Consider the following 13637-nt stretch of genomic DNA (forward strand, 5'->3'; position numbering starts at 1 on the left):
TCAGCCCTGCCCCTGCAGGCGGCGCCAGAGCAGGCGCGGTGCGCGCCGGAGCATGCCGAAGAACAGGCGCGCATGCATGCGGCTGATGCGTACGTTGTCGCGCCACACATCGAAATGCGAGACACCGTCTGCCGGATAGGTCACCCGCGTCGCCAGATGTTCCACCGGCACCTGCCGCCAGTACAGCCGCACCATCACTTCGGTATCGAAATCCATGCGCCGGCCGATGGTCTCTTCGCCCATCAGGCGCAGCACCGGAGGCAGTGGATAGACACGGAAACCGCACATGGTGTCGCGCAGATGCAGCGACAGCGTGTTGATCCAGACCCAGACATGCGTTGCGTAGCGACCGTACAGGCGGGCCTTGGGCACACTGGCATCGTAGGCGGGAATGCCGCAGATCACCGCGTCCTGCCGCGCACGCGCGGCCGCGATGAAGCGCGGCAGGTCGCCGGTGTCATGCTGGCCGTCGGCATCGATCTGCAGCACGTGGCTGCAGCCCCGCCTTGCGGCCTCGGCGAAGCCCGCCAGCATCGCCCCACCCTTGCCCTGGTTGACCGGCAGACGCAGCAGATCGACCCCTTCACGCTGCGCCAGCGCCTGCAGCACCGAAGCACATGATGCATGCGAGCCATCGTCCACAAGCAGGCAGGGCAGGCCAGCGCGCTGCACGCCATCGACCACCGCGGCGACAGCATGTTCGTGGTCGTAGACGGGAATCACCACCAGTGGCGCGAACGCGGCACCGGCATCGGCCGGATCACTGCGCATCGGCGAAGACCATCCTGCCACTGGCGTGTACGCCATGCACGGAGGCATAGCGGAAGACCAGCACGTTGCGTGCGGTATCCCAGTCCAGATGCAGCGTCAGCTCGTCGCCCGGACGCGCCACATGCTGGAACTTCACCGCATCCATGCGCACGAACCCCTCCGGCATCGCAAAGGCCTGCCGGGCAAAGCGCACCGCCCAGTCCACCTGGGCCACGCCGGGCAGGATCGCGGCCTGCGGGAAATGTCCCTGGAACGGGCGCAGCGCCGGGTCCAGGGTCATGCGCAGGGTAGCGCTGGCCGCCTCGCGCCGATCCCATACCGGCACCGGCATCGACGGCTGGAACAGGGCCACCAGCGCGGCCTGGGTCACCTTGCCCTGCGCATTCACCGGCAGCGTGGGTACCAGCCGCCAGCGGCGCGGACGGGTCACGGCGTCATGGCTCTGTGCCAGGCGCGCGGCCAGCCGCTGGCCCAGCGCGCGGCGCGCGGCATCATCGGCATCAAGCAGTGCCGCATCGGCCGGCACCACCACGGCCGCCAGCTGCTCGCGCTGGCCGGGCAGCACCAGCACGCGCACGTCATCGACGTCCGCGTCGTCGCGCAACGCACGTTCCAGCGCATCGAGCGAAACGCGGCGCTCTTCGATCTTGACGATGCGGTCGGCGCGGCCGAGCAGGCGGAAGCAACCCTCGGCCAGCGCTTCCACCCGATCCTGCGTGCACCACCAGTCGCGGCTCTGCAGATGGGGTGAAGCCACCGCCAGGCAGCCTCCCTCGATTCTCCACTGCACCCCCGGAAGCGGCTGCCAGGGCGGAAGATCGGTATCCCAGCGACGCCAGGCGATGCCGCCGGTCTCGCTGCTGCCGTAGACCTCGGTCGGTGCGACTGCCATCCATTGCCGCACCTGCCGCGCTGCCTCTTCCGGCAGCGGGCCGCCAGAGGAGAACACAGCGCGCAGGTGGCCCTGCAGGCTGGCCCAATCCAGCTGCGCAGGCAGGCGCTTGAGGTGCGCCGGGGTCGCCACCAGCACCGTCTGCGTGCCCGCCAGCGCAGCGACCAGATCCTCATGGAAGAACCGCCGCGGATGGATCAGGCGACCGGCGGCCAGCGGCCACAGCACGCGGAACAGCAGGCCGTAGATGTGCTGGTGCGACACCGTGCCATGCACCTGCGCGCCTTCCAGCTGTGCGCCGAACGCGGCCTGCAACGCATCGACCTCGCGCGCCAGCTGGTCCAGGCGCTTGTCGATCGCAGTGGGTTCGCCGGTGCTGCCCGACGTGAACACGCACAGCTCGCAGGCATGCTCGTCCAACGCATCCAGCTCGACCTGCGCACCGGCGGCCGCCATCATCAGTGGCCGGTAATCACGGGAAACGTCACCGGCAAAACCGCTCACCTGCGGCTGCAGGGCCTGCAGCGTGGCGGGCAGGTTGTCGGCGGCCAGGAACACCCGCTTGCCGGCGTGCCAGGCACCGAACAGCGCCTCGGCGAACGACACGGCATCATCGAAGTACAGCGCCCAGTCACGGCCGTCAGTGGCGGCAAACGCCGTACGCCAGGCCACTACGCGCTGGCGGAATTGCTGATGGTCGACCACTTCGCCATCGCGGATGCCGACAGCACGCTGCGGCCGCGCATCCCGCAGCAGCCGGTCCAGGGCAATCCACTCAGCCATGGGCGTGCGCCGCCTTCACCCGTCGCCGCACCAGCCATTCGCCTGCGAACAATACGCCCATCATCACGTACGCCAACAATCCGTTGTAGAGCATCCAGACCCGATCCGATGCGTACAGCGCGGTGAGCAGGGCCAGACTGCCGTTGAGAACGAAGAAGCCGCACCACACCTGGGTGACGCGGCGGGTATAGGCCACCGCGAACGGTGGCAGGTCCGGCTCCTGCAGCCGCGCCAGGCGCTCCACCAGCGGCGGCCCGAACCGCAGGCTGATGGCGAACACGCACAGCATCACCACGTTCACCAGCGCCGGGTACAGCTTCAGCGGCAGCGCCTGGTTGAGCACGGTGGCCAGCACCGCCAGCAGTCCGGTACCGGCTGCAGCAGCCCACCACAGCGGCTGGCGCGTGCTCAGGGCACGCAGCAATGCCAGGGTGAACAGCAGCAGTGCCAGCCAGCGCGGCTCGAAGCGGCCCATCGCCAGGTAGACGAGCAGCGGGTAGGCCAGCGAAATCGCCGCCACCACGACCGTACGCGCGCGTGCCAAGGCGGAGCCGCCCGCGCTGCGGTCAGGCTGCTGCCTGGTCCGGCAGCAGCCGGTGCACGACATCCACGATGTCCTGCACGGTGCGCACGGCCTTGAACGCTTCCGGCTGCAGGTTGCGGCCGAGCAGCGGCTTGAGCTGCACGATCAGGTCGACCGCATCGATGCTGTCGATGTCCAGGTCGTCATAGAGACGTGCCTCGGGGGTGATCCGGGCCGGTTCGATCTCGAAGCTGTCGGTCAGGATGTTGACGATGCGTTCGAACAGTTCATTCTTGGTCATGGCAGCTCCTGGCGCCGTTACGACTGGCGGGCGGCGACGAACTCGCCGAGCGCGCGCACGCTGGAGAAATGGCGCCGGGTCTCTTCCGAGTCGGACGACAGGCTCACACCGTACTTCTTCTGCAGCGCCAGGCCCAGTTCCAGAGCGTCGATCGAATCCAGGCCCAGGCCCTCGACGAACAGCGGCGCAGTCGGATCGATGTCCTCCGGCGTGATGTCCTCCAGTGAAAGCGAGGAAATGATCAATTCCTTGATCTCGTGCTCAAGTGCTTGCACGGGTCGAATCTCCAGACAGGTCGAAATAACGAGAAAGGTGCTCGGTGACGCGGCGTGCTGCCAAGGCATCCCCCCTTGGCGCGTCGTCTTCGGCCAGGAATGGCGCGATCGGGATATCTTCGCCGATCTGCAGCCGAACGTGAAAGCGACGTGAGGGCACACGATACCATTTCTGCCCTTTGCTCAGGGTTGGCGGGGTACAGGTGATCCGCACCGGCGTGATGTCCAGCCGGCCGCGGACGGCGATATTGGCGGCCCCACGCTGAAGCCTCGGCGACTGGCCGGGCACGCTGCGGGTCCCTTCCGGGAAGATGACCAGGCTGCCGCCGGCCCGTACCGCGGCCACGCAGTCATCGACCAGGCCGGCCCCGTCGTCATTGGAAATGTAGCCGGCGGCCCGGACCGGGCCCCGCATGAACGGGTTGCGGGCCACCGCCCGTTTGACCACGCAGTCGGCATTGGGCAGCAGCGAGACCAGGCAGACCACGTCGATCAGGGTGGGGTGGTTGGCCAGGACCAGCAGGCCGTCGCGCTGCAGGCGCTCGCGCCCTTCGATCTCATAGGTCATCACCCCGAGCCCGCGCATCAGCCGCAGGTGGCTGGCGAACGCCACCTGCACTACGCGGCGGGCGCGACGGCGGCGGGCCACCGGATCACGCATCAGCAGCAGGACCGGCATCACCACGGCGCCCAGCAGCAGGCCCCCGATGCCGAACGCAGCAAAACTCAGGCCGGTGCCCACCACCCGCCAGGCAAGATCGAGGCGGCGCAGCGCCTCAGCCACGGCGGCTCCAGCGCCAGCGCTGGCCATTGGCAACGTGTTCCAGCGCCGGCGCGCCCGCGAGCAGGAAGCGGTGCAGGTCCAACGCGTGCGGCAACAGGCCGGGCGCGGCGGTAACCGGGGCCGGCGCGTCATCCCACTGCAGCGACAGCGTCGGCAGCGCCTGTGTCGGCGCCACCACACGCCAGCACCAAGCGAAGAACGGATCGGGTTCGTCGGCGAACGTCGCGTAAACTTCGGGCAACGGCGACTCGTAGACCACCACCCGCACTTCGCGGGCGCCATCGGCCAGCAGACCGGCGGCCTCCAGGCAGGCGGCCTCCACCGTCGCCTGGCCGGCAGCCAGCGCCAGATAGTTGCCGCGATGGCCACGAGCGATCGAGTACAGCGCAGCGATCGCGTTATGGACCGACAGGCCGAATCCGGTGGGCGACAGGGGCTGCTCGTTCACCAGCGCCCCGAGCAGGTCCATCGAGCGCGCTACATCACCATGGCGGCTGGCAAACACCAGCGGTACCTGGCTGTCGGCCCCTTGGCCATCCTCGCACCAGCAGGCCGTCTGGATCGCCATCCGCCCCAGCCGCTCGATGCGGCGGCGCTGCATCGCGGGCACCTCGGACAGCGCCGGCGTGCCCTCGCCCTGTGGCAGGAAGGGTGCGTCAGCCCAGCTCAGCCACTGGCTGCGCTCGCTCAGGCCAGGTGCCCAGGCAGCCCAGTCGACGATGGAGAATTCGATCATCTAGCGATGGTGCTTCATCAGGAGAACGATGGCACGAGCCATTATGGCGACGCGCGGCGGCCCCCCGTCCCTGCAGCCGTGCGTCCGTCCAGGACGTCGCCGGCTGCCCCCCTGGCGGCCGGAAAGGAGCGCACGCTAGCACGTCCTGCGCAGGGTGTGCAGGTTTCACATTGCACAACACGGGGCCGGCACCTGTGGCCCCGCACGCCATTGCTCAGTGGTAACCGGCTCCGGCCTGCACTTTGCCGCGGAATACCCGGTACGACCACGCCGTATAGCCGAGGATGACCGGCAGCAGAATGACCAGCCCGACCAGGGTGAAGCCGAGCGAGGACGCCGGTGCGGCTGCCTGCCACAACGTCATCGAGGGCGGCAGCAGGTACGGCCACATGCCCAGCACCAGGCCCAGGAAGCCGAGAATGAACAGCGCCAGGCTGAGCAGGAACGGCGGCAGGTCGCGGCATGGATGCGTGGCGCTGCGCCACAACGCAGCGGCCACCGCCAGGGTCAGCAACGGCACCGGTGACAGCCACCAGAAGTTGCCGTCACTGAACCAGCGCGCCATCAACCGCGAGTCCAGGAACGGCAGCCAGCTGCTGACCAGGCCCATCGCTGCGATCACCGCCACCACCAGCGGCCGTGTCAGCTGCCGCGCCAGCGCCTGCACGCGCCCTTCCGTCTTCAGGATCAGCCAGGTGCTGCCCAGCAATGCGTAACCGGCGACCAGCGCCGCGCCGGTGAGCATCGCAAACGGGCTGAACCAGGCAAACGCACCGCCGTGGTAGACCCCGTCCACCAGGGGCAGCCCCTGCACCAGCGCGCCCAGGATCACGCCCTGGGCGAACGTGGCCAGCAGCGAGCCGAGCGCGAACGCCACGCTCCACAGCCTCCGCGAGCGATGCGCCTTGAAGCGGAATTCGAAGGCCACGCCGCGGAACACCAGTGCCACCACCAGCAGCAGCACCGGCAGATACAGCGCCGACAACAGCACTGCATAGGCCTTGGGGAACGCCGCCAGCAGGCCGGCGCCGCCCAGCACCAGCCACGTCTCGTTGCCGTCCCAGATGGGCGCAGCCGTGTTCATCATCAGGTCGAGCTGCTCCTCGTCCTCGGCGAACGGCGCAAGGATGCCGATGCCCAGCACGAACCCGTCCAGCACCACGTACATCAGTACGCCGAAGCCGATCACCGCGAACCACGCCACCGGCAGCCAGGTCACCAGGTCCATGTCAGCGCTCCTCCAGCGGTTCGTCGGCGGCGGACAGCGGCCGTGCCGGGGTGTGGCTGCCGTGGTCCAGCGAGGGCCCCTGGTCGTGGGGCTGCGGTCCATGGCGCAGGATCTTCACCAGGTACCAGATGCCCCAGCCGAAGACGAAGGCGTAGCCGACGACGTAGACCCCCAGCGACAGCGCGGTCATCCATGCGCTCTGCGGGCCGACCGCATCGGCAGTACGCAGCACGCCGTAGACCACCCACGGCTGCCGCCCCATCTCGGTGACGAACCAGCCGGAGAGCAGCGCGATGAAGCCGCTCGGCAACATCCAGTTCCAGCCGCGCAGCAGCCACGGCGAATCCAGCAGCTTCCTCCGCCACAGCTGGAACGCTGACACCCATGCCAGCAGCAGCATCAGCGTGCCCAGTCCAACCATGATGCGGAAAGCGAAGAACACCGGCGTCACCGGTGGCCGTTCGCTGGCCGGTACCGAAGTCAGCGGATCGAAGGTGCCGTCCAGCGAATGGGTCAGGATCACGCTGCCCAGCTTCGGAATGGCGACTTCGAAGTCGTTGCGCTCTTCCTTTTCGTTGGGCAGCGCGAATACCACCAGCGGCACGCCCTCGCCTTCGCCGGATTCATGCCAGTGCGCTTCCACCGCCGCGATCTTCATCGGCTGGTGCTTGAGGGTGTTCAGGCCATGCATGTCGCCGACGAAGATCTGCACCGGCACGGTCAGCGCGGCAAACGCCACGGCCGCGATCAGCATGCGTCGGCCCGCCTCCACGTGCGTTCCCCTGCGCAGGTACCACGCACCCACGCCGCCGATCACGAAGCAGGTGGTGATGAACGAGCCCAGCGCCATGTGCGCCAGCCGGTACGGGAACGACGGGTTGAACACCACCTGCCACCAGTCCACCGGATGCACGATGCCATTGACCATCTCGTAGCCGGCCGGGGTGTGCAGCCAGCTGTTGGACGACAGGATCCAGAACGTGGAGAACAGCGTGCCCAGCGCCACCATGCAGGTGGACAGGAAATGCAGGCGCGGCGAAACCCGGCCCCAGCCGAACATCATCACGCCCAGGAAGCTGGCTTCCAGGAAGAACGCGGTCAGCACCTCGTAGGTCAGCAGCGGGCCGATGACGGTACCGGCCACCTCGCTCAGGCGCGGCCAGTGGGTGCCGAACTGGAAGGCCATGACGATGCCGCTGACCACGCCCATGCCGAACGATACGGCGAAGATCTTCTGCCAGAAGAAGTACAGCTCCCGCCAGACCGGGAGACGGGTACGCAGCCAGCGCCATTCGACGAAGGCCAGCCAGCTGGCCGTGCCAATGGTGAAGGCCGGGAACAGCACATGGAAACTGATGACGAATCCGAACTGGATCCGGGACAACAACAACGCGTCCAAGGGACGCCTCCTGCCTGCGACCGGTGGGATACCGGACCACTTTAGGAATATTTCGTTACGCCGGGATGCGACCGGGTGACGCGCTGCTTCACTCTGTCGCAGGGGAAGCCGCCGGGCATGGCCGCGCCCCATGACCTGCCGGCGCCGATCCGCCGGGCATGGCCCGGCGCTACCCATTGATCCCCAGGTAGCGCCGGGCCATGCCCGGCGAGAGCCTCAAGGCCAGAAGTACCAGGCACCGGCCGCCAGCAGCGCACCCACCAGCAGCACCTGCACCACCACATAGCCCACGCCACTGTCGCGCGACTCAGTGGCAATACGCGTCTGCAACGCCTCACTCACGTCCGGGGTCTGTTCCTGCCGCGCCTGTTCACGCAACGCCTGCGCCAGCGCGCGCTCGTCGGCATCGCGGGGATCGGTCGGTGGGTTCACAGCAGTTCTCCGGCGGTGGCATGCCGCGTCAGTTCCTGCTTCAGGAGCAGACGCGCGCGGTGCAGGTGGCTCTTGATGGTACCGCGCGCAAGACCGGTCACCTGCTCGATCTCTGCCAGGTCGAAATCCTCCAGGTAATGCAGGCCGACGATCAGGCGCTGCGGCGGGCTCAACCGCTCCAGCGCCGCACCCAGCTGGCGGCCGGCCTGCAGCGCTTGGCTGAGTTCGGCCGGGCCCGGTCCCTCGTCACCGATGCCCAGATCCTCCGGTACCTCCACCGCCACCATCCACTGCGCTTCCAGGCGCCGGCGACGCAGGTGCTGCAATGCGGTGGTGTAGGCCACCCGTGAGATCCAGGTCCGCAGCGAGGATTCGAAGCGGAACCGGTGCAGTTGCCGGAACACCGCCAGGAAGGTCTCCTGCAGCAGGTCAGCGACCTGATCGCGGTCACCCACCATGCGCCCGATCACATGCGCGCACGTGCGCTGATGGGCCTGCACCAGCTGCGCGAACGCCGGTTGCGAGCCATCGATGATGGCCCGCACCAGCGCCGCATCATCTTCGATGACCGCGGCCGCCGCGGCGTCCTGCCGGCGGCGGCCGCGCAGGGCGGACAGGGCTTCGCCCAGCAGGCTCATGCGCACCGCTCCCCCGGGGCGTGTGGCATGCCGGCGCTCAGCTCTTGCGCACGGCGGGGCGGGTGAAGTGCCAGGCCAGCAGCTGGCCCAGGCCGGCACTGCCCACCAGGGCGGCGGCGGCGCCAAAGGTGAGGTCGCGAGCGCCCAGGACTTCCAGCAGGCCCATGGCCAGGGCCAGGCACACCAGGCTGATGCCCCAGCGCAGCGCGCCCTGGCGGCGGCGCTCTTCCTCCAGCACGGCCAGGGAGCGGATCACCTCCTCGGGCACGTGCGGTGCGACCAGCTTGCTGCGCGCGCGCGCATCGGCGATGGCGTGGATGGCGTAGGCGATGCAGATGAAGAGGGTGATCGGGATGAGTTCCTGCATGGTCGTGCTCCTGTGCGGTGAATGATGCGGGTTCAGGAGAATGGATGCGCGATGGGGGGCACCGGTTGCACCGCTTTGCCGATCCCGCTGCCATGACCTGTGGCCCCCTCCTGCGGCGCGAACGGCTGCTACCCTTGCCCGGTTTCCTTTTCTGGTGCCGTCCGCCCATGTCCCGAGTGCTGCCCCTGTCCCTCCTGCTGTCGGCCGTGCTGGCCGCACCGGCCGCCCATGCCGCGCCGACGCCGATCACCATCGAACAGGCCATGGCGGATCCGGACTGGATCGGTCCGCCGGTCGAGAAGGCCTGGTGGTCGTGGAACAGCCAGCAGGTCGAGTACCAGCTCAAGCGCAACGGCAGCCCGGTGCGCGACACCTTCCGCCAGCCCGTGGCCGGTGGTGTTGCGGCCCAGGTGGCAGACGACCAGCGCGGCACCCTGGACGTGGCCGATCCGGTCTACGACCGCACCCGCACCCGCAGCGCCTTCGTCCGCAACGGCGACGTGTTCGTGCGCGACCTGCGCAGCGGCGCGCTGACCCAGCTCACGCGCAGCAACGAGCGCGCCAGCGGGGTGAACTTCGCTGCCGACAACGGCGTGATCTGGCGGGTGGGCCAGAACTGGTTCCACTGGACCGCTGCCGGCGGCGTGCAGCAGGTTGCCAGCCTGAAGGCCGACAAGGACCCCAACAGCGCGCCCAAGGACGACCTGCTGCGCGACCAGCAGCTGCGTACCCTGGAAACCCTGCGTCGCGACCGCGAGCAGCGCGAGGCATTGAAGGACCAGGACCAGCGCTGGCGCCAGGCCGACCCGACCCGCGCGCCGGGCCCGGTATACCTGGGCGCCGACGTGGAGATCGCCGACAGCGTGCTGTCGCCGGACCTGGGCCACCTGATCGTGGTGACCACGCCGAAGGACTTCGACGAGGGCCGCACCAGCAAGATGCCGCTGTACGTGACCGAATCCGGTTACGAGGAAACCGAGGACACCCGCACCCGCGTCGGTCGCAATGGCAACGAGCCGCACACCCTGTGGTACGTGGACGTGCGCAGCGGCAAGGCGCAGAAGCTGTCGCTGTCCGGCCTGCCGGGCATCGCCACCGACCCGCTGGCCGACCTGCGCCGCAAGGCCGGCAAGGAGGCGCTGAAGGGCGAACGCAGCGTGCAGGTGATGAGCGACTTCATGGGCGGCGGCATGCGCTGGAGCGCCGATGGCCAGCAGGCGGCGGTGATGCTGCGCGCCAACGACAACAAGGACCGCTGGATCGTCAGCATCGGCAGCGACGGCCGCGTGCAGAACCGCCACCGGCTGACCGACAACGCGTGGATCAACTGGGGCTTCAACGATTTCGGCTGGATGGCCGATGGCCGCACGCTGTGGCTGCTGTCCGAGGAATCGGGCTTCTCGCACCTGTACACCCAGGCCGGCACTGCCCGGCCGCAGGCGCTGACCAGCGGCAAGTGGGAGACCTCCGCGCCCGTGCTGTCGGCCGACGGCAAGGGCTTCTACTTCCTGTGCAACCAGCAGGCCCCGCACGATTACGAAGTCTGCGCGGTCGACACCGGCAGCCGTCAGGTCCGCGAGCTGACCAGCCTCAACGGCGTGGAAGACTTCTCGCTGTCGCCGGATGGCCAGCAGCTGCTGGTGCGCTACTCCGGTGCCTACCTGCCACCGCAGCTGGCGGTGCTGCCCAGCGCGGGCGGCCAGGCCCGCGTGCTGACCGATACCCGCAGCGCCGACTTCAAGGCGCGCCAGTGGATCCAGCCGAAGCTGGTGGCGGTGCCGTCCAGGCATGGCGCCGGCGTGGTCTGGGCCAAGTACTACGAACCCGAGCACAAGGAGCCGGGCAGGAAGTACCCGATCGTGATGTTCGTGCACGGTGCCGGCTACCTGCAGAACGTGCACCAGCGCTACCCGGCCTACTTCCGCGAGCAGATGTTCCACAACCTGCTGGTGCAGAAGGGCTACATCGTGCTGGACATGGACTACCGCGGCAGCGAGGGCTACGGCCGCGACTGGCGCACGGCCGTCTACCGCAACATGGGCCACCCGGAACTGGAAGACTACAAGGACGGCCTGGACTGGCTGGTGGACACCCAGCAGGGCGACCGTGACCACGCCGGCATCTACGGTGGCTCCTACGGCGGCTTCATGACCTTCATGGCGCTGTTCCGCGCACCGGGCACCTTCAAGGCCGGTGCCGCGCTGCGCCCGGTGGTGGACTGGCACAACTACAACCACGCCTATACCAGCAACATCCTCAACACGCCGGACATCGATCCGGAGGCGTACCGGGTGTCCTCGCCGATCGAGTACGCGCAGAACCTGCAGGACAACCTGCTGATCGCGCACGGCATGATGGATGACAACGTGTTCTTCCAGGACTCGGTGAACCTGACCCAGCGCCTGATCGAGCTGCACAAGGACAACTGGTCGATCGCCCCGTACCCGCTGGAACGCCACGGCTACGTCCGCGCCGACTCCTGGCTGGACCAGTACAAGCGCATCCTCAAGCTGTTCGAGCAGAACCTGAAGTGAGCAGTGCCGCGGCCACGATCCACATCGTGGCCGCGGTCATCGTCGACGACCACGGCCGGGCGCTGGTGGTACGCAAGCACGGCGCCGACCGCTTCATCCAGCCCGGAGGCAAGCCCGAACCGGGCGAAACGCCACTGCAGACGCTCGCCCGCGAACTGGACGAAGAGCTGGGCGTGCGCCTGCTCGCCGACCCTGCCGTGGCGCTGGGCCATTTCCAGGACTGGGCGGTGAACGAGCCTGGTCATCGCGTACAGGCCGAGGCCTGGTGGGTGCAGGTACAGGGCACGCCGCAGGCACGCGCGGAAATCGCCGAGCTGGCGTGGGTGCCGCTGCGCCCGCCCCATGGCCTGCGCTTGGCACCCTTGAGCGAACACCATATCCTGCCGGCCGTTGCCACCCGGGTGGCGACCCGCTGAAGACGCCACTGCAGCCAAGGACATCGGATGTCGCTTCAACCGCCCCGGCACCGCCCTGCCATGCCGCTCAACCCGGAGGATTTCGTGCGGCCGCTCGGCCTGGCGTCGCTGCTGATCTGCGCAGCGTTCGTGGTGGCCATGGCGATTCAGGCGCTGGTGGTCTGGCAGCTGTCCGACGGCCCGTTCTGGCGGTGGATGCTGCTGTCGGCCACTGAACAGCAGTTCCCGCCAAGCCTGCTGTGGATACTGCGCAAACCAGTGGACGCTACCCTGTGGCTGATGCTGTCAGCGATCCCCGCCGTGCTTTCCAGCTGGGGATTCGCCCGGCGACGTCGCTGGGGCCTGTGGAGCTACGTGGCATTGCTGTGGCTCTCGGCCCTGGCAAACTTCGCCGTCGCCGGGTGGCTGGACAGCGTCGTCGCCGACGTCATCGGGCGTATCGTCGATCCAGGCACACTGCGCGAAGCGCGAACCCAGCACATCCTCATGTCGCTGACCTTGTTCGGCGGCGCCTTCGCCCTGCTCGTCGCGCAGGGCTGGCTGGCCTGGCGCCTGCTGCGGCCGGATATCCGCTCCTGCTTCCACTGACCTGCCCTCACCCGCGGCGTGCGGCAGGCCCTGCGGTAAAGTACGCGTCATGAACGAATTCGAGCGCGTGCGCGCCTACCTGACCGACCTGCAGGACCGCATCTGTGCGGCGATCGAAGCGGCCGACGGCCAGGCCCGCTTCCAGGAAGACCTGTGGCAGCGCGCTGAAGGCGGGGGGGGCCGTACCCGCGTGCTGCGCGACGGCGCGGTGTTCGAACAGGCCGGAATCGGCTTCTCGGATGTCTCCGGCAGCCGCTTGCCGCCGTCGGCCTCGGCCAACCGCCCGGAGCTGGCCGGCGCCTCCTGGCGCGCCACCGGCGTATCGCTGGTGTTCCACCCGCTCAACCCCTATGTGCCCACCACCCATGCCAACGTGCGCTTCTTCCAGGCGCAGCGCGACGGCGAAGTGGTGGCCAGCTGGTTCGGGGGTGGTTTCGATCTGACCCCCTTCTATCCCTTCGACGAGGACGTGCGCCATTGGCATCAGGTCGCCCACGACCTGTGCGCGCCGTTCGGTGAAGAGCGCTACAGCGCGCACAAGCGCTGGTGCGACGAGTACTTCTTCCTGCGCCACCGCAACGAAACGCGCGGCATCGGCGGCCTGTTCTTCGACGATCTGCACGGCGATTTCGAACGCGACTTCGATTACCTGCGGGCGGTCGGCGACGGCTTCCTCGATGCCTATCTGCCGATCGTGCAGCAGCGCAAGGACATCGCCCATGGCGAGCGCGAGCGCGAATTCCAGCTGTACCGGCGGGGCCGCTATGTGGAATTCAACCTGGTCTACGACCGCGGCACGCTGTTCGGCCTGCAGAGCGGCGGCCGCAGCGAAAGCATCCTGATGAGCCTGCCGCCGCGGGTGCGCTGGGAATACGGCTTCACCCCCGAGGCGGGCAGTCCGGAAGCCCGGCTGGCCGATTACCTGGTCCCGCGCGACTGGCTCTAAGGCATCTCGCGGGGCGGCGTGGCC

At 68.3% G+C, this 13637-nt stretch carries 16 protein-coding genes; 4 read left to right on the forward strand and 12 right to left on the reverse strand.

The window, feature by feature from the left end:
* The 12 genes from N8888_RS18160 to N8888_RS18215 form a co-directional block, all read right to left on the reverse strand.
* Positions 1-771: a glycosyltransferase family 2 protein gene (locus tag N8888_RS18160; RefSeq protein WP_053518077.1), complete on the reverse strand. Its 771-nt coding sequence runs from the start codon at positions 769-771 to the stop codon at positions 1-3.
* Complete coding sequence (locus N8888_RS18165) at positions 761-2446, reverse strand: ApeI family dehydratase (protein ID WP_111187188.1); 1686 nt, start codon at positions 2444-2446, stop codon at positions 761-763. The genes N8888_RS18160 and N8888_RS18165 overlap by 11 nt, the downstream gene beginning before the upstream one ends.
* Complete coding sequence (locus N8888_RS18170; protein ID WP_053518075.1) at positions 2439-2990, reverse strand: COG4648 family protein; 552 nt, start codon at positions 2988-2990, stop codon at positions 2439-2441. Before N8888_RS18170 ends, N8888_RS18165 begins: the two co-directional genes overlap by 8 nt.
* A gap of 22 nt (positions 2991-3012) precedes the next feature.
* Entirely contained in the window at positions 3013-3270 is a 258-nt protein-coding gene (locus N8888_RS18175; RefSeq protein WP_053518073.1) for an acyl carrier protein, read from the reverse strand.
* A 17-nt stretch (positions 3271-3287) separates the two neighbouring features.
* Positions 3288-3545, reverse strand: coding sequence for an ApeE family acyl carrier protein (locus tag N8888_RS18180; protein ID WP_053518072.1), 258 nt, complete (start codon positions 3543-3545; stop codon positions 3288-3290).
* Complete coding sequence (locus N8888_RS18185) at positions 3532-4329, reverse strand: lysophospholipid acyltransferase family protein (RefSeq protein WP_053518128.1); 798 nt, start codon at positions 4327-4329, stop codon at positions 3532-3534. The genes N8888_RS18180 and N8888_RS18185 overlap by 14 nt, the downstream gene beginning before the upstream one ends.
* A complete protein-coding gene (locus N8888_RS18190; protein ID WP_263176394.1) occupies positions 4322-5065 on the reverse strand; it encodes a beta-ketoacyl synthase chain length factor in 744 nt (247 codons plus the stop codon). Before N8888_RS18190 ends, N8888_RS18185 begins: the two co-directional genes overlap by 8 nt.
* A 214-nt stretch (positions 5066-5279) precedes the next feature.
* Positions 5280-6293 (reverse strand): cytochrome d ubiquinol oxidase subunit II, encoded by a 1014-nt coding sequence (gene cydB, locus N8888_RS18195; RefSeq protein ID WP_263176397.1) that lies wholly within the window; start codon positions 6291-6293, stop codon positions 5280-5282.
* A 1-nt stretch (position 6294) separates the two neighbouring features.
* Entirely contained in the window at positions 6295-7692 is a 1398-nt protein-coding gene (locus N8888_RS18200; RefSeq protein WP_053518068.1) for a cytochrome ubiquinol oxidase subunit I, read from the reverse strand.
* Positions 7693-7908: 216 nt separating this feature from the next.
* Positions 7909-8124 (reverse strand): hypothetical protein, encoded by a 216-nt coding sequence (locus N8888_RS18205; RefSeq protein WP_111187187.1) that lies wholly within the window; start codon positions 8122-8124, stop codon positions 7909-7911.
* A complete protein-coding gene (locus N8888_RS18210) occupies positions 8121-8762 on the reverse strand; it encodes an RNA polymerase sigma factor (protein ID WP_053519922.1) in 642 nt (213 codons plus the stop codon). The genes N8888_RS18205 and N8888_RS18210 overlap by 4 nt, the downstream gene beginning before the upstream one ends.
* 37 nt (positions 8763-8799) lie before the next feature.
* The gene (locus N8888_RS18215; protein WP_053519923.1) at positions 8800-9129 is read right to left on the reverse strand and encodes a hypothetical protein; all 330 of its coding nucleotides are present in this window, start codon (positions 9127-9129) and stop codon (positions 8800-8802) included.
* A 167-nt stretch (positions 9130-9296) separates the two neighbouring features.
* On the opposite strand from N8888_RS18215, the gene N8888_RS18220 reads away from it, so the two are divergent.
* From N8888_RS18220 to hemF, 4 genes are read left to right on the forward strand one after another with little or no spacing between them, the layout of a single operon-like run.
* Complete coding sequence (locus tag N8888_RS18220) at positions 9297-11663, forward strand: S9 family peptidase (protein ID WP_065181421.1); 2367 nt, start codon at positions 9297-9299, stop codon at positions 11661-11663.
* Complete coding sequence (locus N8888_RS18225) at positions 11660-12079, forward strand: NUDIX hydrolase (RefSeq protein ID WP_164150441.1); 420 nt, start codon at positions 11660-11662, stop codon at positions 12077-12079. Before N8888_RS18220 ends, N8888_RS18225 begins: the two co-directional genes overlap by 4 nt.
* 27 nt (positions 12080-12106) lie before the next feature.
* Entirely contained in the window at positions 12107-12667 is a 561-nt protein-coding gene (locus tag N8888_RS18230; protein ID WP_065174265.1) for a phosphatidylglycerol lysyltransferase domain-containing protein, read from the forward strand.
* A gap of 49 nt (positions 12668-12716) precedes the next feature.
* A complete protein-coding gene (gene hemF, locus N8888_RS18235) occupies positions 12717-13613 on the forward strand; it encodes an oxygen-dependent coproporphyrinogen oxidase (RefSeq protein WP_053519927.1) in 897 nt (298 codons plus the stop codon).
* The last annotated feature ends 24 nt before the right edge of the window (positions 13614-13637 follow it).

The sequence above is a fragment of the Stenotrophomonas maltophilia genome (genome assembly GCF_025642255.1).
GTDB lineage: Bacteria > Pseudomonadota > Gammaproteobacteria > Xanthomonadales > Xanthomonadaceae > Stenotrophomonas > Stenotrophomonas maltophilia_P.

What these genes read in the sequence shown, in the direction of transcription:
- N8888_RS18160 (WP_053518077.1), bottom strand. Translation starts at nt 771, where the DNA reads ATGCGCAGTGATCCGGCCGATGCCGGTGCCGCGTTCGCGCCACTGGTG.
- N8888_RS18165 (WP_111187188.1), bottom strand. Translation starts at nt 2,446, where the DNA reads ATGGCTGAGTGGATTGCCCTGGACCGGCTGCTGCGGGATGCGCGGCCG.
- N8888_RS18175 (WP_053518073.1), bottom strand. Translation starts at nt 3,270, where the DNA reads ATGACCAAGAATGAACTGTTCGAACGCATCGTCAACATCCTGACCGAC.
- N8888_RS18190 (WP_263176394.1), bottom strand. Translation starts at nt 5,065, where the DNA reads ATGATCGAATTCTCCATCGTCGACTGGGCTGCCTGGGCACCTGGCCTG.
- cydB (WP_263176397.1), bottom strand. Translation starts at nt 6,293, where the DNA reads ATGGACCTGGTGACCTGGCTGCCGGTGGCGTGGTTCGCGGTGATCGGC.
- N8888_RS18210 (WP_053519922.1), bottom strand. Translation starts at nt 8,762, where the DNA reads ATGAGCCTGCTGGGCGAAGCCCTGTCCGCCCTGCGCGGCCGCCGCCGG.
- N8888_RS18215 (WP_053519923.1), bottom strand. Translation starts at nt 9,129, where the DNA reads ATGCAGGAACTCATCCCGATCACCCTCTTCATCTGCATCGCCTACGCC.
- N8888_RS18220 (WP_065181421.1), top strand. Translation starts at nt 9,297, where the DNA reads ATGTCCCGAGTGCTGCCCCTGTCCCTCCTGCTGTCGGCCGTGCTGGCC.
- N8888_RS18230 (WP_065174265.1), top strand. Translation starts at nt 12,107, where the DNA reads ATGTCGCTTCAACCGCCCCGGCACCGCCCTGCCATGCCGCTCAACCCG.
- hemF (WP_053519927.1), top strand. Translation starts at nt 12,717, where the DNA reads ATGAACGAATTCGAGCGCGTGCGCGCCTACCTGACCGACCTGCAGGAC.